The 17,788-nt window shown below is 37.1% G+C and carries 18 protein-coding genes; 10 read left to right on the top strand and 8 right to left on the bottom strand.

What is annotated here, in order from left to right; all coding sequences use genetic code 11:
• Positions 1 to 13 precede the first annotated feature (13 nt).
• Positions 14 to 1,369, top strand: coding sequence for a zinc ribbon domain-containing protein (locus tag LXM54_RS13695; RefSeq protein WP_233315775.1), 1,356 nt, complete (start codon positions 14 to 16; stop codon positions 1,367 to 1,369).
• A 41-nt stretch (positions 1,370 to 1,410) separates the two neighbouring features.
• Here the strand turns inward: LXM54_RS13695 and LXM54_RS13690 are convergent, their stop codons facing one another.
• The 3 genes from LXM54_RS13690 to LXM54_RS13680 form a co-directional block, all read right to left on the bottom strand.
• Positions 1,411 to 1,833: a hypothetical protein gene (locus LXM54_RS13690; protein WP_233315774.1), complete on the bottom strand. Its 423-nt coding sequence runs from the start codon at positions 1,831 to 1,833 to the stop codon at positions 1,411 to 1,413.
• A gap of 64 nt (positions 1,834 to 1,897) precedes the next feature.
• Complete coding sequence (locus LXM54_RS13685; RefSeq protein WP_233315773.1) at positions 1,898 to 2,380, bottom strand: competence protein ComK; 483 nt, start codon at positions 2,378 to 2,380, stop codon at positions 1,898 to 1,900.
• A 166-nt stretch (positions 2,381 to 2,546) separates the two neighbouring features.
• Entirely contained in the window at positions 2,547 to 2,792 is a 246-nt protein-coding gene (locus LXM54_RS13680) for a helix-turn-helix domain-containing protein (protein WP_233315772.1), read from the bottom strand.
• Between the two features lie 333 nt (positions 2,793 to 3,125).
• On the opposite strand from LXM54_RS13680, the gene LXM54_RS13675 reads away from it, so the two are divergent.
• On the top strand, positions 3,126 to 3,923 hold the full coding sequence (locus LXM54_RS13675) for a hypothetical protein (protein WP_233315771.1): 798 nt from the start codon (positions 3,126 to 3,128) through the stop codon (positions 3,921 to 3,923).
• 37 nt (positions 3,924 to 3,960) lie between these two features.
• Here the strand turns inward: LXM54_RS13675 and LXM54_RS28010 are convergent, their stop codons facing one another.
• A complete protein-coding gene (locus LXM54_RS28010) occupies positions 3,961 to 4,089 on the bottom strand; it encodes a hypothetical protein (RefSeq protein WP_267913397.1) in 129 nt (42 codons plus the stop codon).
• 268 nt (positions 4,090 to 4,357) lie between these two features.
• Here LXM54_RS28010 and LXM54_RS13670 point away from each other — a divergent pair, with 268 nt between their 5' ends.
• The 7 genes from LXM54_RS13670 to LXM54_RS13640 all read left to right on the top strand — a co-directional run bounded on the left by LXM54_RS13670 (position 4,358) and on the right by LXM54_RS13640 (position 11,539).
• Positions 4,358 to 5,335, top strand: coding sequence for a glycosyltransferase family 2 protein (locus LXM54_RS13670; RefSeq protein ID WP_233315770.1), 978 nt, complete (start codon positions 4,358 to 4,360; stop codon positions 5,333 to 5,335).
• Between the two features lie 43 nt (positions 5,336 to 5,378).
• On the top strand, positions 5,379 to 6,470 hold the full coding sequence (locus LXM54_RS13665) for a polysaccharide pyruvyl transferase family protein (RefSeq protein ID WP_233315769.1): 1,092 nt from the start codon (positions 5,379 to 5,381) through the stop codon (positions 6,468 to 6,470).
• 12 nt (positions 6,471 to 6,482) lie between these two features.
• Positions 6,483 to 8,009 carry a sugar isomerase gene (locus LXM54_RS13660; protein WP_233315768.1) on the top strand — a complete coding sequence of 509 codons (1,527 nt, stop codon included), beginning with the start codon at positions 6,483 to 6,485 and terminating at the stop codon, positions 8,007 to 8,009.
• Between the two features lie 15 nt (positions 8,010 to 8,024).
• Positions 8,025 to 9,338, top strand: a complete 1,314-nt coding sequence (locus LXM54_RS13655) for a glycosyltransferase family 2 protein (protein WP_233315767.1) — start codon at positions 8,025 to 8,027, stop codon at positions 9,336 to 9,338.
• Positions 9,339 to 9,658: 320 nt separating this feature from the next.
• Positions 9,659 to 10,771 carry a DUF2599 domain-containing protein gene (locus tag LXM54_RS13650; RefSeq protein WP_233315766.1) on the top strand — a complete coding sequence of 371 codons (1,113 nt, stop codon included), beginning with the start codon at positions 9,659 to 9,661 and terminating at the stop codon, positions 10,769 to 10,771.
• A gap of 13 nt (positions 10,772 to 10,784) precedes the next feature.
• Complete coding sequence (locus LXM54_RS13645) at positions 10,785 to 11,117, top strand: hypothetical protein (protein ID WP_233315765.1); 333 nt, start codon at positions 10,785 to 10,787, stop codon at positions 11,115 to 11,117.
• 83 nt (positions 11,118 to 11,200) lie between these two features.
• Positions 11,201 to 11,539 (top strand): hypothetical protein, encoded by a 339-nt coding sequence (locus tag LXM54_RS13640; protein WP_233315764.1) that lies wholly within the window; start codon positions 11,201 to 11,203, stop codon positions 11,537 to 11,539.
• A 41-nt stretch (positions 11,540 to 11,580) separates the two neighbouring features.
• On the opposite strand, the gene LXM54_RS13635 is transcribed toward LXM54_RS13640, so the two are convergent.
• Positions 11,581 to 12,972, bottom strand: coding sequence for an amino acid permease (locus tag LXM54_RS13635; RefSeq protein WP_233315763.1), 1,392 nt, complete (start codon positions 12,970 to 12,972; stop codon positions 11,581 to 11,583).
• A 518-nt stretch (positions 12,973 to 13,490) separates the two neighbouring features.
• On the opposite strand from LXM54_RS13635, the gene LXM54_RS13630 reads away from it, so the two are divergent.
• Complete coding sequence (locus tag LXM54_RS13630) at positions 13,491 to 14,765, top strand: ATP-binding protein (RefSeq protein ID WP_233315762.1); 1,275 nt, start codon at positions 13,491 to 13,493, stop codon at positions 14,763 to 14,765.
• A 43-nt stretch (positions 14,766 to 14,808) separates the two neighbouring features.
• On the opposite strand, the gene LXM54_RS13625 is transcribed toward LXM54_RS13630, so the two are convergent.
• The 3 genes from LXM54_RS13625 to LXM54_RS13615 all read right to left on the bottom strand — a co-directional run bounded on the left by LXM54_RS13625 (position 14,809) and on the right by LXM54_RS13615 (position 17,722).
• Positions 14,809 to 14,946, bottom strand: coding sequence for a hypothetical protein (locus tag LXM54_RS13625; RefSeq protein WP_233315761.1), 138 nt, complete (start codon positions 14,944 to 14,946; stop codon positions 14,809 to 14,811).
• 81 nt (positions 14,947 to 15,027) lie between these two features.
• Positions 15,028 to 16,971, bottom strand: coding sequence for an ABC transporter permease (locus LXM54_RS13620; protein ID WP_233315760.1), 1,944 nt, complete (start codon positions 16,969 to 16,971; stop codon positions 15,028 to 15,030).
• Entirely contained in the window at positions 16,961 to 17,722 is a 762-nt protein-coding gene (locus LXM54_RS13615; protein WP_233315759.1) for an ABC transporter ATP-binding protein, read from the bottom strand. Before LXM54_RS13615 ends, LXM54_RS13620 begins: the two co-directional genes overlap by 11 nt.
• Between the last annotated feature and the right edge of the window lie 66 nt (positions 17,723 to 17,788).

The raw sequence follows: 17,788 nt of genomic DNA, 5'->3' as shown, positions 1-17,788 counted from the left end.
GGGGAAGAGAAAAATGAAATTTTGTAAAAATTGCGGTACGGAAAGAAAGGAAGGCCAGAATTTCTGTAATTCATGTGGACAGCCATTTGAAGCTGCACAAACCGGCAAAACGGTCCAAGCTCCTTCCAGCAATGCTAATCATCAAACAGCAGAAGCTAAGAGAGAGCCAATGTCCAAAAAAAATAAAATCATCATCCTTTCAGCTGCGCTGGCTGTGGTAATTCTGTTTGGTGCGCATAAGTTCATTGCTAGTCTATATACACCGGAAAAGACAATAGAAGCATTTGAACAAGCTGTCAAAAGCAAGGATGTAAAAGAGGCGAAGAAGGTTATTTCCTTTGAGCAATTTGATGGTGACTTCAAAGAGAAAGACATTAAAAGCTACTTAGCTTATCTGAAAGACTATCAATCCGAAATATCCAGCTCCTTTTCCTATGAAGGTGTCACAGCTGGGGCGACCGTTACAGATAACAGCAGCAATGAAATTGTGCGTCTTGTAAAGGGAGATAAGAAATTCGGCCTTTACCAGCAATACAAAATCGAGGCAATTCCATTTGAGCTAACTGTAAGTGCCAATTTGGACGGAGCAGAAGTAGAATATAGAGACAGCAAGCAGAAGGTGGACGAAGATCTGACCATAAAGGATGTACTGCCAGGTGACACGGAGCTTGCAGGCAGTTATAAAGGCGACTATGCCTCTTTATCACACACAGAAAAGCTCGACTTTGATGATGCTTATGCTAATGTACTGGATATCTATCTTGATTTTGAAGGGGAATATGTAGATATTTATTCTAATATTGATGACAGTATCCTGTTTGTGAATGGAAAGAGTACTGGCAAAAAGGTTGCAGATGTATATGATTTCGGTCCAATTCCTACAGACGGTTCTATCAGTCTTCATGCAGAGTATGAAACAAAGGACGGCGTAATGAAAACTGCTGCTCAAAAAGTTATTAACACGAACTATATTGATTTAGAATTTACGGAGGATACACCAGAAGAAACAGAAGAGGCTTTGAACTCATTCATGGAAGATTATTACTATGCTAGTGTTTCTGCTATGAATGCAGGGGAATTCTCCTTTGTGAGTCCGTATTTAGATCCGAATGGCAAAGCGTACACAGAGTCGAAAGATTATGTAAAGTATATTTACGAAAAGGGCATTACAGAAGAAGTTGTCTCTGTCGAGGTGACAGATTATGAAAAAACAGACGAAGGCTATGTTGTTGATACAGAAGATGTGTATGACATTACTTATGAAGATGGAACAACAAAAAGGCAGGAGTACAAATCCTCCTATAAAGTGAATAAGCTTGAAGATGGTGCGTTGGAAATAAATGAGCTTATCAGCACAGAAGACAAATAAATAGAAAAAGGAAGAACCGCTAAAAAAGGTTCTTCCTTTTTTTACCCTGATCTTCTCGTCCGTCCAGCTTTAGCCTTTTTTCGTGCCATTCGCAGAAAACCATACCGAATAACCCTGTACAGCACATAAACACCGAAAAACAGCAAAAATCCGTAAATCCCAACGACTGCATCCTGAAACTCCATATTGCCGCGGCCGGTGATGCCTTGTTGTATTTCAATCGCAAAAACGAGTACTAATATGAGTGTGAAGGTATAAATGAAGGAGATGCTCGTGATGCTCCATTTTGCAAGCAATTTGAAAACGGCATGAACCGCGAAAAAGGAGAGGATGCCAATGATGCCAATAATCCATAGATGCAAGTCTTTATCACTAGCCTGCCAGCCGAAATGGGCCGCAGCCTGCATGATAATATCATGTATTTCATTGACAATCCCGGCGATGAATCGAATAATCTCTGCCATATCTTCCTCCTGTAACAACTTTTATTCTTCATTAATACCCGATTTTCTTATTGTTGGCAAGAGATTATGTGCTGACAGGAAAATCACCGCTCAATGCTTTCACACACATCCAGGTTCTGTACATCTGTTTGTCGAGAATATGAGCCGATTCCTTAACCTCCAGCTTCCTGCCATTTTGGAAAACAATCATTGTACTTTTATTGCTGACAGAGGATGCTCCTGAAATGAGGTTAACATGGGAGAAAAAAATCCAGTGGCAGTCCATTTGGCTTGGCGATTGTGTCGGGAAAGCGTAGATGTTTTTTTGCGGATTGATGGGAATGGGGATTTTCTTTTTAATGCCGGTCAGAAAGGAAACAGCACAGCGCCGTCCGTCATATTCAGCCCCGCCGAAAAGGGAGGCCTGCTTGATCAGCTCAAGCGGAGTTTTCTTTACATAATATTCTTCTGTTCCTTCAAGAACAATCGTGCTGTACTCCAGATTATAGGCAGGTTTCAAGGCGAGGGTTTTTTCGCTTATTTCATAATCATCATAGAAATTAGCCATTGCGATGCACTCCTTTTTTAGTAGGTGAAAAGGGAGGTTTGCATGCAGTTAATCTTAAGAAGGGAAAAATTTTTTGCGAGAGGTATTGTCTGTTGTTTCTTGGATACAGTAAAAATTACAGGGATTTAGAGAGAATATAAATGGGGAGGGGAAAGGAGTTAGTAAGCTAAATTTGCTCCTTGTACTCTTTTTCTGCTTGAATGAACAGAAAACTAGGATTGATGCCCAATTCCTTGCATAGCTTATATAGAGTAAAGGATTTTGGAATAGATGTGCCGCGTTCAATCCTGCCGATGAAATTGGGGCTCATGCTTGTCCGTTCGCCGAGCTGTTCAAGGGATAAACCCTTCTTCATTCTTGCATAGCGGATTTGTTTTCCTAATGAACTTGCAAAAAATTTTTCATTAATCATGTCAAACCTTCTTTTAGCATTATTATCCATTAAAAAAGAAGGCGTTTCCACAACCAAGAGTTTGCTTTTTTACATTTATAGTAAATGATTGTAAAAAAAAGTTTGAACGCTCCTCTTTCTCTGGTTTTCCTATTATGGCAGGTTTCAAGGCGTGCGTCTAAAGCATTTTGAATCATTCTTTTAAAAAAAGTTTGGATGTGTTAAATCGTTTTGAAGGGAAAACTGAAATAGAGGGCGAAATATTTAGTAGAGCAATACTTTTTTAAAATTCTTGAAAGGGTGATTTTTATTGTTATTCAACCTGCAAAACTAACCAGTCTAGCAAAAGAGTGTTTGGAAAACTTCGAATCAAAAAAAGATTTATCCTATGTTGTGAAATCTTCTATGCCAATTTTGTACTTTGGCAATATCAAAAAATATTTTGAATCCCCGATCCGTATCATTACAGTCGGTTTGAATCCTTCCAAGAAGGAGTTCCCTGACCCAGACCCTTTCCTTCGTTTTCAGTCAATGAAAAAAGATCATTTTTATGATTTTAATCAGCAATATTTGGCTGCCCTAAATGAATACTTCCAAGATAAGCCATACAAAGAATGGTTTGATCCAGCCTATGAGCCGTTATTGAACGGTCTTGATGCCAGCTTCTACGGCAATATGGTAAACACGGCCATCCATACAGACATCTGTTCCTCCCTTGCGACGAATCAGACATGGGAATCGCTCAGCAGAAGTGAACAGAAAAACCTTGAATCAAGCGGTGTTCCAGCTTGGCACAAGCTTGTTGATTATTTGGAGCCAGATATTATTCTATTATCTGTTTCCGGCGGCCATCTTTCCAAAATTGCCTTTGAGACAGTCAATGATTGGGAGACCGTTTATACAACGCAAATGGACCGCCCATATTTGGTAAACAGCAAGAAGGTTGTGTTAAGCAGCGGCAAGCAGTCATCGATTTATTTCGGCAGAGCAGCAGAATTGCCGTTTGGTTTCATCTCCAGTGAGACGAAGTACTTAATAGGCAGACATCTTAAAAAGCTGTCAGATAAACCGGAATATACTCCTGACTTTAATCAAGCTTATATGTACTCTGCTATGGACCTCGACCAAAACGACGGCGAGATTTTTGGATAAACGGAAAGTAAGCCTCCATTTATTGGAGGCTTATTTTTTATTCTTTATTCTTCTTTTCATCAGACTCGTTGTTGTCTTCTTTAATATTCTTTACCTGTTCTTCAACTTTCTTGTCATCAAGTGGACGGTCCACTGTTTTGTCTTTTAAATCATTCGGTATAACCATTTTGGACAGCCTCCTTTAGTGTTGTACTTTATATATAGACGCTGTGAATTTTTTTAAACCATGAATTATTTTAAGAGTTGTAATAGTTTGATGGATAAAGAGAGGGAGTTCATTAAAAGCAACAGGAAAAACTTTAAGTTACTGTAAAGAATTAGTGTTATTTCTGCTAATTAAATTCCATTATTATCTTTGCTTTTCTAATTGTTAGTATAATGAACGAAAGAGGAGCTACCCTAATGTACAACATAGCGGAGGGACAAACAAAGACATGATTAATCCTTTAATAAGTATTATCATACCTGTTTATAATGTAGAAGCATATATAACGAGATGTTTGGATTCACTCAAAAATCAAACGTATAAACATATAGAAATAGTAGTGATAAATGACGGTTCGACTGATAACTCTTTAAGCATTGTAGAGGAAATCGGCAAAACAGAAAATAGAATCCGCATCTATAACAAAGAAAATGGCGGTCAAGCGAGCGCTAGAAACTTAGGGATAAGTATCGCAAAAGGCGAATACTTCCTGTTTGTGGACAGCGATGATTATTTGGACAATAATGCCGTTCAAGCATGTGTGGATATAGTCAACAGCCAACAATGTGACTTGATTGTGTTTGACTATTACAAAGTGAATAAACAAGGCCAGAAACAGCATATTCATCTTGGCACAGAACTGCATACCTGCAGTGCCGGACCTTGTAATAAACTGTTTAGCAGAAAGTTATGGGAGAACTATCGTTTTCCTGAGGGCTATTGGTATGAAGATCTCGGGATTGTCCCAGTGGTTGTTGCGAATGCTAGTAATATAGCAAAAATTGATCAAGCCCTCTATTTTTATGATGTTTCTAGAGAGACTTCTCAAACGAACACAATTAATCCTTTAAAACTGAACGATAAGATTTATATGGTTGAAAATGTGTATAAGGAATTAGAAAGACAAGGGAAGCTTAATAAGAATCTAAATAAGGTTGAATATTTGTTTATCGACCATCTCTTGAATGGATTATTATTTAAACTCATGTACGTAGAAGATACGACTGTAAGAATGAATATAGCCGTGAATATAAAGACAACAATGGACCGCTACTTCCCTAAATGGGAAGCTTCCGTAAAGCATAACAATAAAGGGATAAAAAAATTAATGAAAAGAATTGTAATTCATCAATACTTAAAGGGTCAGTTTCTCCTAGGCGATGTTTTATTAAAGTACCCGAAACAGCTTAAAAAGAAGATTGTGTAAAAAAGCTAACTAACTTAACTGTATGGATAAACGAGGTGTTTCTTTGAAAAGGGTTTTAATATCAGCATATTTAAACAACAACTTAGGAGATGATTTATTCGTTAAAGTTTTATGTGAGAGATACCCTCAAACACAATTCTATATTTATGAAAATAAAGAGAAGCTTAGTGCTTTCACAGGAATAAAAAACTTACATGTGATTTATCCGAATATCCTTTATAAGGTGATTGATAAGATTCCTAATAAACTATTCAGCAAATCCTTTATTAGAACGATGCTTGGTTTAACGATGGACGCACATGTATATATTGGCGGCTCTCTTTTTATCGAAAAAGAGAATTGGCAAACGAAGATAAAAAAGGATAAAGCGAAGCTATTAAATAATAAGTCTAATTTTTTGTTAGGCTGCAATTTTGGGCCATATGAAAATAGCGGCTTTTTTGAAAGCTATCAACATATCTTCTCAAACTATGATGATGTTTGCTTTAGAGATAATCAATCATATGAGTTGTTTAAAGAGCTTCCCAATGTCCGCTTAGCACAAGATGTTGTGTTTAATTTGGATTATCAAGCACAAGGAATTCAGGTGGAGAAAAGGGTTGGTATTTCACTGATAGATGTGAGTAACCGGGAAAACCTAGCACCATTTAAAGCGGCTTATTTACAGAAGATGAAAGAAATTTGTGAATCATTTATTAACAATGATTATCAAGTCACGTTATTTTCCTTTTGTAAATATGAAGGTGATGAAAAAGCAATCGCTGAGCTGCTGCAAGTAATGGACGATAAATACAAGCCTAACATCAAAGTAGTTAACTATGAAAATGATTTAGATACAGCATTGGCGGAGCTTCATAAAGTCGAAATAATGTATGCCACAAGATTTCACGCGATGATTCTTGGGTTGTTATTTAAGAAAAAAGTGTTTCCGATAATTTACAGCAAAAAAATGACCAATGTGTTACACGATATAAATTTTGAAGGAAAATACAGTGAAATCAAGGATATTGGCAAGCTTGATATTACAGAACTTGCGCAGGTAGAGTATCGAGAACTGGATATGGAGCATATTATCAAGGATTCTAACCTGCAGTTTCTACAGCTGGATAAATACTTGTTGAATGACTGGAAATAAAAAGGAGTAAATATGAAAGCCAAAAGAAGTCTGATCAATTTAGCCTTAGGGTTAATAAGTCAGTTACTAATCATAGCACTGGGCATTTTAATTCCGCGTTTACTTTTGGTGAACTTTGGTTCTGAGGTAAATGGATTATTATCTTCTGTTGGGCAAATTATTATTTATATGTCCCTATTAGAAGCAGGGGTAGGAGCTGCCTCCTTACAAGCATTATATAAACAAGTGGCAGGTGCAAATCGGGAAAATATAAATTCTATCCTGTCAGCTACATCAAGCTACTATAAAAAAACGGGTATTTACTATTTTATCTGTATTATCCTGCTTTCCGTTTTCTATCCGCTTTTTATTGATTCATCCATCGATAAAATGACGATTATGTTTGTAATTCTCGTTACAGGTATGGGCGGAGCTATTAATTTCTATTTTCAAGGAACCTTTAAAGTTTTTTTAATTGCAGAAGGAAAAAGCTATGTCGATACATCAATCACAACACTTATTAATATTGTGATAAGTGGATTAAAGATTCTATTTATCCTTAAAGGCTATAATCTTATTGCGATTCAATCGACACATTTTGTGTTAATGATTGTGCAAATTATCATTTATCAAATCTATATTAATAGAAATTATCAATGGCTAGATTTAAAGGTTAAACCAGATTTTGACGCCATTTCGCAAAAAAAATCAGTGATGGTTCACCAAATATCTTCTCTAATCTTTAACAATACGGATGTCCTTATTCTGACTATCTTTACGAATTTAAAGGTTGTAAGTGTCTATGTGCTTTATAATATGCTGTTTTCTGTATTAGATAAAGTCATCAGCACCGTCAACAGCAGTGTCACATTTGCACTCGGACAAACCTTTCATGAAGGCAAAGATAAGTTCTTAAAACTATTTAATGCTTACGAAGTTTGTTTCATGTCCTTTGTATTCTCCTTATTTACGGTCGCCTATATATTCATCTTGCCATTTATGGAGCTGTATACGAGCGGAATTAAGGATATAAACTATATTGATTTTTGGATACCGACCTTATTTGTCATCATTAAATTATTAGTGAATGCGCGAGCAACCTCTAATAATGTCATAAATATTGCAGGGCATTTCAAGAAGACACAAAGCCGGGCGATATTGGAATGTACGATTAATCTAGTCTGCTCCATCACGCTTGTTCAGTTTTTAGGAATATATGGTGTGCTGCTTGGCACAATCGCAGCATTATTATATCGCTCTATCGATATCGTCCTTTATGCGAACAAAAAGATACTGGAAAGAAATGCGTGGATGACAATAAGAAGATGGCTGACAAATATTGTGATATTCTCAATCATCGTAACTGCAGCCAAAGCGATGAGCATTCATCCAACTTCTTATATAACTACAATTCTTAGCGCCGTTATTTTATTAGGATTAACGATTGTGATATTTGCATCTATTAATGCTGTTATCGACAGAGAGGCTTTTAAATATACAAAAGATATTATCGTTAAACTTATTAATCAACAAAAACGCAAAAAATCTATCTCTACATAAGAGAGGAGGATGTTTATGAATTCGGAGCATGAACTAAAACAAACTGGCACTGTGATTACTGACTTTTTCCATACCAATCAGCAAGAAATGGGCACTATAGTGGATATAGCACAACTTCAAAAGTTTTTAAGTGAAAAACTAGCTGACTCTGCCGAACAAAAGGATTATATAGAGAATTTTAACGAAGTGTTACTTGCACTGTTAAAAGGAAAGCTGTCTGCAGAAGTGTTTCTTTTCTATTTAGAAGCGCAATTTTTTCTAGATGAAGCAGCTGCTAAACAAATATTCACTCATATAAAGAGGTTTCAGGCTTTTAAGGAAAGCTCGCTGCATGATGAAATTACGTTCCCAAACCAATCAGCACCGAAAGTGAATGTTATTATTACTACGTATAATAGAGAAAGATTTCTAGAACAAGTAATTGATAGTATTCTAAAGCAAGATTATCCAAATATTGAGTTAATCATCATAGACGATAACTCCCAGGACGGAACAAGCTCTTTAATGGAGAAGAAATATGCTAGTACGTCCAATGTCATTTATATGAGAAATAACAAGAATGAAGGACCAGGCACGAACCGGTTGAAAGCTTTTGTTACACATGCTGACGGCGAGTATATTTTCTTTTTAGATGATGACGATTATCTGATTGATTCGAATTATATAAGCAAAGCAGTCCATTTTCATGAACAGCATCCAGAAGTTTCATTTGTTGCAGCTAATGTATTCTTAGATAAAACGAACAAATCCGAATTAAAACTTTCAGACCTTAAGCTAAACACCATCGTCAAAAAATATGATTATTTTATTAACTTTGAAAAAAAAGGCTACCCAAAGCCAGCATCCACATTAACAACTGTCTTTAAGCGGTCTGCGCTCATTGAGATGGACATTGTAAACATGAAAATGGTCAATGATTCTGCTATCTATTTAAGATCCCTGCTCGTTGGCGATGCCGGCTTTCTTGATACAGTCGCAGGTGTGTATCGAATTCACGGCAATAATATCACCTTTAACTTAAAGAGTGACTTTATCATTGAAAATTTAAACGAAAAAAAGACAATCAAAAATATGGCTGTTAATGACTTCAACTACAATGCCAAAGAAGTAGAGGACTGGTTTGGAAACAGTGTGTACGTTACAGTTATGTACTTCTTAAAATATTCCGCTAAAAACGCAAATGATTATTTTGTGATGTTAAATTGGACAAAGGAAAACTGCAGAAGTATTTATAAAAAGATGCGATATGCAGCGCTGAAATTTGTCATTAAAAGACGGCTGTCCAGACTTCGTAATCTGGGCAGGAAAGCTGTCGTGCAGAAAAGTTAACAAGGAAGGGTGAGTCCGGTTTTATTGGGCTCATCTTTTTTGTCTAAGCATTTATTCTTAGATAGTTAATCCTTACTTTTGAACAAATATCCAAAAAAGCACTCTATGTTAGTTGTGTCCATCAATTAATAGAGAGTGCTTTGTATTAATTCTCCTTCTAACTTAGGTAGAAATATAATGAAAAATTTCCCTTTCAATTTTTAGAGAAATACTACTATGTGCTAATTAATGTGAATAACCCATCTTCCATGATCATTTTGTGAACTCAAAGGAAACGGATGCTTCAATAAAGAAACCCAAAAAAGAAGAGAGGAGGGCAGATGAAATATAAAAAAATCCATGAAGCAAGATGTTTCACTTTAAGTATTACAAATATTGAGGGGGAATTTCTTATGTTTAAAAAAATATTTAGTCTAATTGTAATTACCGTTCTGTTTGTAGGTATGTTTAATCTGCCAATTACAAGAGCAGAGACGAAGGATAATTCTAATATCAAATCTCCTGAAGAATTTGCAGCCAATATGGAGGAGTTACCATTCGATTTAATCGAAGATGTTGAAACAAGTGACTATAAAGAAAATAGGGATAGTATCATATCGGAGGAAGAAGAATACAGTGCAGAGATAGATTTTGATAAAAGTAGTATAGAATTTACAGATGATGATGGAAATAGTATTGAGATTTCTTTAGATGATGAAGAGTTAGAGTTTAAAGAAAATGATGATGGAACTATAGTTTATGAAAATGAAGATGAAGATTATCAGGTGAAAAACCAAATATTGGATGGAGGTTTCAGGCAAATTTATACACTGGAATCTGAAGAATCGCCTAAAGAATTTAAAATTGACATTGAGTTAGAGAAAAACCAATATTTAGTTGAAGAAGACGGATTATATTATGTTAAAGATGATAAGGGAGAAATAATATTCAGTATTGGGAAGCCTTGGGCTGTTGATAATGAAGGTGATTTTATAGAAAGTCAGTATACTCTCAAGGATAATGCAATCTATCAAACAGTAGAATATACAGGCGATAGTTACCCTCTCCAAGCTGATCCTTTGTTCTGTTCAGATACCATAAATAATACTGACTCAAAGTATTTTGGAAATAGTAGCAGTGGTAAATTCTCTGTTTATACAAGAACGTGTGCAAAATTATTCGTAACTTCAAGCTATGTTTTAGGCTCACCATTAACAGGGACATTTGCATCAACTGTTATTGCAAAGGACATGTGGTCTGAGGTTACCGCAGATGCAAATTTCAAGAAAAGTATAGCGAGCTCAAAACATGGTAGGATGAAAGATCAATTTATATGTCATGCGATAAATCCAGGTACTGTTTGGAAAACATCATGGAACTTAGAACCTTGGAGACCTGATAAGTCTCTACTTAACACATATTTAGATGCATGTAATCCGAAAAAAAATTATTAACAGGAGTAAATCAATGGGGCTAATTAATAGTTTAAGTGCTACTGTTTATGAACCAATGATAGTAGTATTTTTGTTATTTTCTGCTGGGTTACTATTTTTTTTCATATTATTATATTGTTTACTGAACTTGAAATTTAATATGATAGGGTTTGTTTTTCTTGGACTGTCTACAATTACCTATTTATTGGTTGGCATATACATGGTGGGTAAAGGTTATTACTATGATACAGACCCGAGAGAAGGTCATATTTTTAATAATTATGGATTTTTAGAGCTGATTCTATTAACATACCCATACATTTTCCTAACACTGGCCTGTAGTATAGGTAAAAAGAAAAAGCAGTGAAAGCAAAAAGGGGAATCGTATATTCAAGTGCGAATCCCTTTTATTAAATGCGAGCTCGTATTAAATAAGAGAAAGGAGGGAGGATGATGAACTTCCCTGGAAGTGAGAGTGATTATTTATATGAGCCATTATATGTATGTGTATTGTTACTATTGTTAGGATTAATCTTTTTTGGCATATTATTATATTGTGTTCTAAATATAAAATTCCATATACTAGGCTATGTTTTGCTTACTATATCATTTGTCACTTATTTGCTCGTCGGCATCTATATGGTGGGTAAAGGTTATTACTATGATACAGATCCGAGAGAAGGTCATATTTTTAGAGAATATGGATTTATAGAGCTGATTCTATTAACATACCCATACATTTTCCTAACTCTTGCCTGTTGTATAGGTCAAAAAAAATCAGCTAAATAAAAAACAGCACTCCTTAATGTTAGGAGTGCTGTTTTCTATATTTAACGGTTTGCTGTTGTAGTAGTGTCCTTTTTGTCTGGGCGTTCCTTGCCGATGCCAAAAGCGAAGAAGCTGATGACAACTAAGAGAAGGAAGATGATTCCGACAACAAGAGAGACTTGTGTGTCTTTATTGAAGGCCATGCCGACAAGGACGATTAATAGAAATACGATAGTTGCATAATTTGTTACAGGTGCAAATGGCATTTTAAATGGATGGCTGCCCATTTCGGCTGCTTTCGCTTTTCTGAAACGAATTTGGCTGATTAAGATGACAAACCATGGCACCATTCCTGGCAAGACACTTGCACTATAAACGTAAACAAAGATGCCCTTTGGTGCGATATAGCTTAAGATAACACCAACTAATAATCCGACCATAACGCCGATTGTGCTGAATAATGGTACGCCATTTGAAGTTAGTTTTCCAAAAAAGGCTGGTGCTTGCTTGTTCATTGCTAATGTATAAAGCATGCGTCCTGCACTGTAAATACCGCTGTTGCAGCCTGACATGGCAGCAGTGATAACAACAAAGTTAATAATACCAGCAGCAGCTGTGATACCGACTTTAGCAAATGTTGCTACAAACGGGCTGCCGACAGAGCTGAGCTGATCCCATGGATACACTGTAACAATAACGAAAATCGCGCCAATATAGAAAATAAGAATGCGCCAGATAATGCTGTTGATTGACTTTGTTAGTGTTTTCTTTGGATCTTTTGCTTCTCCAGCAGTGATCCCAATCAATTCAACTCCTTGATAGGCACCGATAACAAGAGAAAGGGCAAAGAAGAATCCTGTGAAGCCGCCTGAGAAAAAGCCGCCGTGTGCCCATAGATTTGATAAGCCGACAGCTTGTCCGCCGTTTCCAAATCCGAAGAAGATAATGCCTAAGCCTGCTGCAATTAAGAGCACGATTGTAACAATTTTAATCATGGCAAACCAAAATTCAAATTCTCCGAAGGATTTTACAGATACTAAATTAGCAGCACCTAGTATTGCCATGGCGATTAATCCTGGAATCCATGGCGGTAAATCAGGGAACCAGTAGTTCATATATTCTCCGACAGCGATGATTTCTGACATGCCGACAATTACCCACTGGAACCAGTTGCTCCAAGCAGTCATATAGCCTGCAAGCGGGTGGATGTATTTATGGCCGAATGTGGCGAAGGAACCTGTGCTAGGCTCTAGATAAAGCATTTCTCCCATTGCCCGCATGATAAAGAATACAAACATTCCAGCAATTGCGTATGCAAGCAAAACGGATGGGCCTGTCCAGCCGATTGTACTGGAAGAGCCTAGGAACAGTCCGACTCCGATTGTTCCGCCTAATGCAATCATCTGGATATGACGTGATTCTAAGCCTTGGGAAAGCTTGTTGTTGTTTGACATTTATATCCCCTCTTTCACGATTTAGCAGCCGTAATTTTCAAAATATGATAATGCTCATGGAGTAGGTTTCCGGCAACGAAATGATGAAGTTGGAATAAAACCAATCTCATTTCTTGCAGTTTTATTAAAAAGCATCTTTCAGCTGGTTATCTATAATTCTTGATTCAACTTAACTATCATAATAAATTTTTCCTAAGAATACAATTGTATTTCTGGAGAGTACAATAAGAAAGGGTTTTCATGAACAAGAATTCTTTATTTTGCATTAGTGTGTGAATAATGAGACAGCGTTTGAGACCGCAAGCTACAAGGGTAGAAGAAAAATAAAGCTATATAACAATAAAGAAATGATCTTTTTGCGATTTCTGCAGATTTTTTGACAAAAGACACATAATCTAGCCGTAAAAAAACAATCATAAATTTTTACCAATTCCACCAATCAGATGGTAGAATAAGAGAAAAGAATGTTCATCATAAAGAACGTGTTAATACTATTATGTTGCATGGGAGCAATGGATATGATGGGGAAACCTCCAAATATGAAAAGAACTGGACAAGTTGTGTTGGTGTTAGTTTCGGTCCTATTTACGTTGTATCAGAAGATAGCAGACCAAGAGCCTTTCTTTACAATCGACTTCTTCATTTTTACGGCCATTGCATGGTTTGTCGGCTATCATATTGACTTAGGCAGCTATTTTGAGCAAAAAGCCCGTTCGAGTGAGACCAGCTACAGGCTGCTAGTTGATTCCCTGCCAGAGCCGGTGTTTATTCATCACAAGAACAAAATTATCTATGTGAATAAGGCAGCAGTTCTAATGATGGGGGCGAACTCTCCTAGTGAGCTGATTGGCAGGTCCTTCGGAGAATTCATTGCACCTGAATACAAGGAACGCTGGGAAATGCGGATGAGTCTTGTCAAAACAGAGAAGAAGCCGCTCCACAATATTGAATATAAAATGATGCGATTCGACAAATCGGTGTTTTATTTTGAGGTCAGCTGTCTGTCGATTGCCTTTGACGGCAAGGATGCCGTTCTTTCCCTCGGCACAGATATTACAGAGCGCAAAGAGCAGACGAACCAATATGTGCAGAAGTCAGAGAAAATGGCGCTGCTCGGGCAAATGTCTGCAGGAATTGCCCACGAAATCCGCAATCCTCTTACTTCCATCAAAGGATTTATTCAGCTGTTAAAGTCTGATGATAAGCAGAATGAATATTTGGATATTGTTCTATCCGAAATAGAGCGAATAAATACGATTGTCGGAGAGTTTTTGTTTCTTTCTAAACCGACTGCAGACGTTTATAAAAAGAAAAATATTAAAGATATTATTAAAGATGTTGTCACCTTTATCAATGCTCAGTCCAATTTATATAATACACAAATTTACACGAAGATGGATGAAGACATCCCGATGATTTTTTGTGAAGAAAACCGTTTGAAGCAAGTATTCCTTAACCTTCTGCAAAACTCGATCGAAGCAATGCCAAACGGGGGAATTATTGCGATAACAGTAGAAGCGCTAGAAGAAGACAAGATATCGATTCAAATTGTCGACCAAGGGATTGGCATTGAAGAAGAGAGACTTGCGACACTCGGCGAACCTTTCTATACAACAAAGGAGAAGGGGACAGGACTTGGATTAATGACCTGCTTCAAGATAATTGAAGAGGGCCATCACGGCCAATTAAACATTAAAAGTAGGGTAGGTAGTGGGACGACTGTGGAAATAGTGCTGCCAAGCCTTACACAGGAAATGTTAGGAGGGGGCAGCAACTCCAAATTTGCCCAATGAAAAGAGCAGGCTAACGTAAACTAGCCTGCTCTTTTTATACGGGTTATTTATTAAACTTATCTTTCATTTTATCCTTTAACTTTTCACCCATATCTCTTTCTTTGTCTCGGACTTTCTCATTTCTTTGCGCCTTTTTCGCAGCATCGATAGCTTTGTCTTTGTATTGGTCAAAGTTACTCATTTCTATCATCCTCCTTAAAAGGTTATAAAGTATATATAGACCTTCTGACAGAAGATAAACTGCCAATAATAGGTAAAGATTTTAAAGCGCGTTGTTTATTACTTTTTTATAGTATAGGACAGATAATAGTCCAAAGATGGAATAGAGAAGCGTGTAGACGACCATAACAGTAAGCATTGGTGTCCATGCTGTTCCGAAAAAGAACCAGCCTGATTGGACAGCAAAATAACTGTGAGCAAGACCAATCACAAGGGGAATTCCGAAGCTGAACAGCTGCTTGCCTTGAATTCCTCTGAGCAGATCACCCTTCGTATAGCCAAGCTTTCTTAAAATCGTGTAGTTATGCTTTTCCTCTTCGCCTTCATCCATCTGTTTAAAGTAAAGAATACAGCCGGAAGTGATAAGGAAGGTCAAACCTAGAAATCCGACGATAAACATAGTCAGTCCCATATTAGACTTGTTGTTAGTGGCCATATCGAGACGGGAAAGGCTGAATTCCTGCTCCTCTAATTTAAGGTCATGGTAAATGTCATTCGCTTTTTCAATCTCCGCGTTTTTGTTAATATCAACTCCGAAATAAGTGCTTGAAGCTAACTGCAGCTTGTCATTTTTGTTGCTGTTAAGCTGAGCAAATACCTTTTCGTCGACAATCGTTGTCGGCATCCCGCCAGCTGTGTACTTATAGGATATAACTGGCACGTCATCTAAACCAATGAGGTGCAGCGGGATTGCTTCGTCCTTTGTTTCAAGCGTTATATCTCCAGTGTTTTTCATCGGCATAAATTCTTTTAATGCACCATCATAGTTTGTGAATAATGATTCATCCTCCTCTAAATCGACCCCTTTCACACTGTTTTCGCTTACAACAGCAAGTGTCGTCATATTCGGGTCGAAATTAAGATTGTTGAAATCCGCCTTTAAAATTTTGCCGATATTAATATCAGCCATTATTACGTCAATCTTTGTTTCGTCATATGCTATCTTATTTTTGGTTAATTGTTCTGTAAACAACGCAGCTTCCTCACTCGATCCGAATGAAAAATTAGCGGGGATGCTAGTCTCTGCATTTTTCTCAGCAGAATAGTAGGAGATATAGCATAACGACAGCAAGGCAATCGCAAGCGCTGATACAGTTGTGATAATGGTTAACAGAAGCGAATTGGATTTCATCTTGAACATGATGCTCGATAAAGACAGGACCTCATTAATGTTTAAATAGCCGTTTTTGCTTTTGCGGACAAGATTGAACAGAAAGCTGACAGACCCTTTATAGAAGAGATAGGTGCCAAGTATAACAGACCCTAATATAAAGGCCATCGCACCAAACAATGCATTCATTGTCTGAAAATCGCCATCAAACAGCTTTGACGAAACATAATAGCCTGAGATGATTCCTGCTATCCCGATAATCCCGATAATAATCTCCATGACGGACATTTTTTTAACTCTGCCTTCTGCAGATGATGTTACTCTGAACAAGTTTAAGATTGTTTGTCTTTTAATGAAGATGTAATTCATCAGCATAATGAAGATATAGATGACTGCAAACACAAGAATTGTCTGTACTAATGCCTCATTTGAAAAATGAAGTTTTGCAATTCCTTTTACGCCAGTTATCTTAAATAAAACTAAGATAATTAGCTTTGAAAAGGAAAAGCCGATGAAGGTACCGATGAAAAGCGCTCCAAAGTATAACAGGAAGTTCTCCATTCCTAGAAGCCAAAAGATTTTTTCCTTCGTCATGCCAATCAGCTGGAACAGTCCGATTTCCTTGCTGCGTCTTTTAATGAAAATCATATTCGCATAAAAAAGAAAAATGGAGACGATAACGACTAACAAGATAGAGGCAACTTTAATGGCAGCACCGCCTTTAATCGTTCCTTCCACCGAATCCATAGACGGATCATATTGAAGGGTGACAAAAGCGAAATACAAGCAGACACTGAAAATCAAGGCAAATACATACAAGTAATAATGCTTGATGTTTTTGACAAGATTGCGAAAAATGAGCTGATTAATGTTCATATTGCACCCCGCTCAAAATTCCTTGTGTCTTCATGATATCCTGGAAGAAATGCTGTCTGTCCTGCTCTCCCTTATTTAACTGTGTGTAAATTTGTCCATCTTTAATGAAAATGACCCTGCTGCAATAGCTCGCAGCAAGTGGATCATGTGTAACCATCAAAATGGTTGCGGCAAGTGTTTCGTTCAAGCTGCTCAGCTTGTTCAAAAGATCAGAAGCTGATTTACTGTCCAATGCACCAGTCGGCTCATCAGCAAAGATGATGCTCGGCTCATGGATAAAAGCTCTGGCTGCAGATGTGCGCTGCTTCTGGCCGCCGGAAATCTCGTTTGGATATTTATCCTTTAGCTCAAATATGCCGAGCTCATTGGCGATTTTTGTAAAGCGGTTTTCTGCTTCCTTTCTTGGTGTTTTCGTTATTGACAAGGGAAGAAGGATATTCTCCTTCACTGTCAGTGTGTCGAGCAGGTTATAATCTTGAAAGATGAAGCCGAGGTTGTTTTTACGGAACTGAGCAAGCTGCTTCTCCCTCATCCCGGTTATTTCACTGCCTTCAATTTTAATGGTTCCGTTGCTTACTTTATCTATGGAAGACAGCACATTAAGCAATGTTGTTTTTCCAGAACCAGAAGCTCCCATAATGCTGACAAACTCGCCTTTTTGAACAGACAGGCTGACACCTCTGAGCACCTCTTGTTTATTAAATTTGTTTCCATAGCTTTTTTGAATTTGATTTGCTTCTAATATCATCAAATTAAGTCACTCTCCTAACCACTTGTTTATATCTACATTATAGGCACCTCGAACTGTCTCATCCTT

Origin of the sequence: Bacillus sp. Au-Bac7, assembly GCF_021341655.1 — a bacterium.
Taxonomy (GTDB): Bacteria; Bacillota; Bacilli; order Bacillales; family Cytobacillaceae; genus Niallia.
This window is presented reverse-complemented; position numbering and strand designations above follow the sequence as displayed.

Coding starts and splice junctions, on each gene's coding strand:
- LXM54_RS13640 (WP_233315764.1), top strand. CDS start 11,201: ATGATGAACTTCCCTGGAAGTGAGAGTGATTATTTATATGAGCCATTA.
- LXM54_RS13645 (WP_233315765.1), top strand. CDS start 10,785: ATGGGGCTAATTAATAGTTTAAGTGCTACTGTTTATGAACCAATGATA.
- LXM54_RS13690 (WP_233315774.1), bottom strand. CDS start 1,833: ATGGCAGAGATTATTCGATTCATCGCCGGGATTGTCAATGAAATACAT.
- LXM54_RS13635 (WP_233315763.1), bottom strand. CDS start 12,972: ATGTCAAACAACAACAAGCTTTCCCAAGGCTTAGAATCACGTCATATC.
- LXM54_RS13670 (WP_233315770.1), top strand. CDS start 4,358: ATGATTAATCCTTTAATAAGTATTATCATACCTGTTTATAATGTAGAA.
- LXM54_RS13685 (WP_233315773.1), bottom strand. CDS start 2,380: ATGGCTAATTTCTATGATGATTATGAAATAAGCGAAAAAACCCTCGCC.
- LXM54_RS13695 (WP_233315775.1), top strand. CDS start 14: ATGAAATTTTGTAAAAATTGCGGTACGGAAAGAAAGGAAGGCCAGAAT.
- LXM54_RS13655 (WP_233315767.1), top strand. CDS start 8,025: ATGAATTCGGAGCATGAACTAAAACAAACTGGCACTGTGATTACTGAC.
- LXM54_RS13680 (WP_233315772.1), bottom strand. CDS start 2,792: ATGATTAATGAAAAATTTTTTGCAAGTTCATTAGGAAAACAAATCCGC.
- LXM54_RS13630 (WP_233315762.1), top strand. CDS start 13,491: ATGATGGGGAAACCTCCAAATATGAAAAGAACTGGACAAGTTGTGTTG.
- LXM54_RS13625 (WP_233315761.1), bottom strand. CDS start 14,946: ATGAGTAACTTTGACCAATACAAAGACAAAGCTATCGATGCTGCGAAA.
- LXM54_RS13660 (WP_233315768.1), top strand. CDS start 6,483: ATGAAAGCCAAAAGAAGTCTGATCAATTTAGCCTTAGGGTTAATAAGT.
- LXM54_RS13620 (WP_233315760.1), bottom strand. CDS start 16,971: ATGAACATTAATCAGCTCATTTTTCGCAATCTTGTCAAAAACATCAAG.
- LXM54_RS28010 (WP_267913397.1), bottom strand. CDS start 4,089: ATGGTTATACCGAATGATTTAAAAGACAAAACAGTGGACCGTCCACTT.
- LXM54_RS13650 (WP_233315766.1), top strand. CDS start 9,659: ATGAAATATAAAAAAATCCATGAAGCAAGATGTTTCACTTTAAGTATT.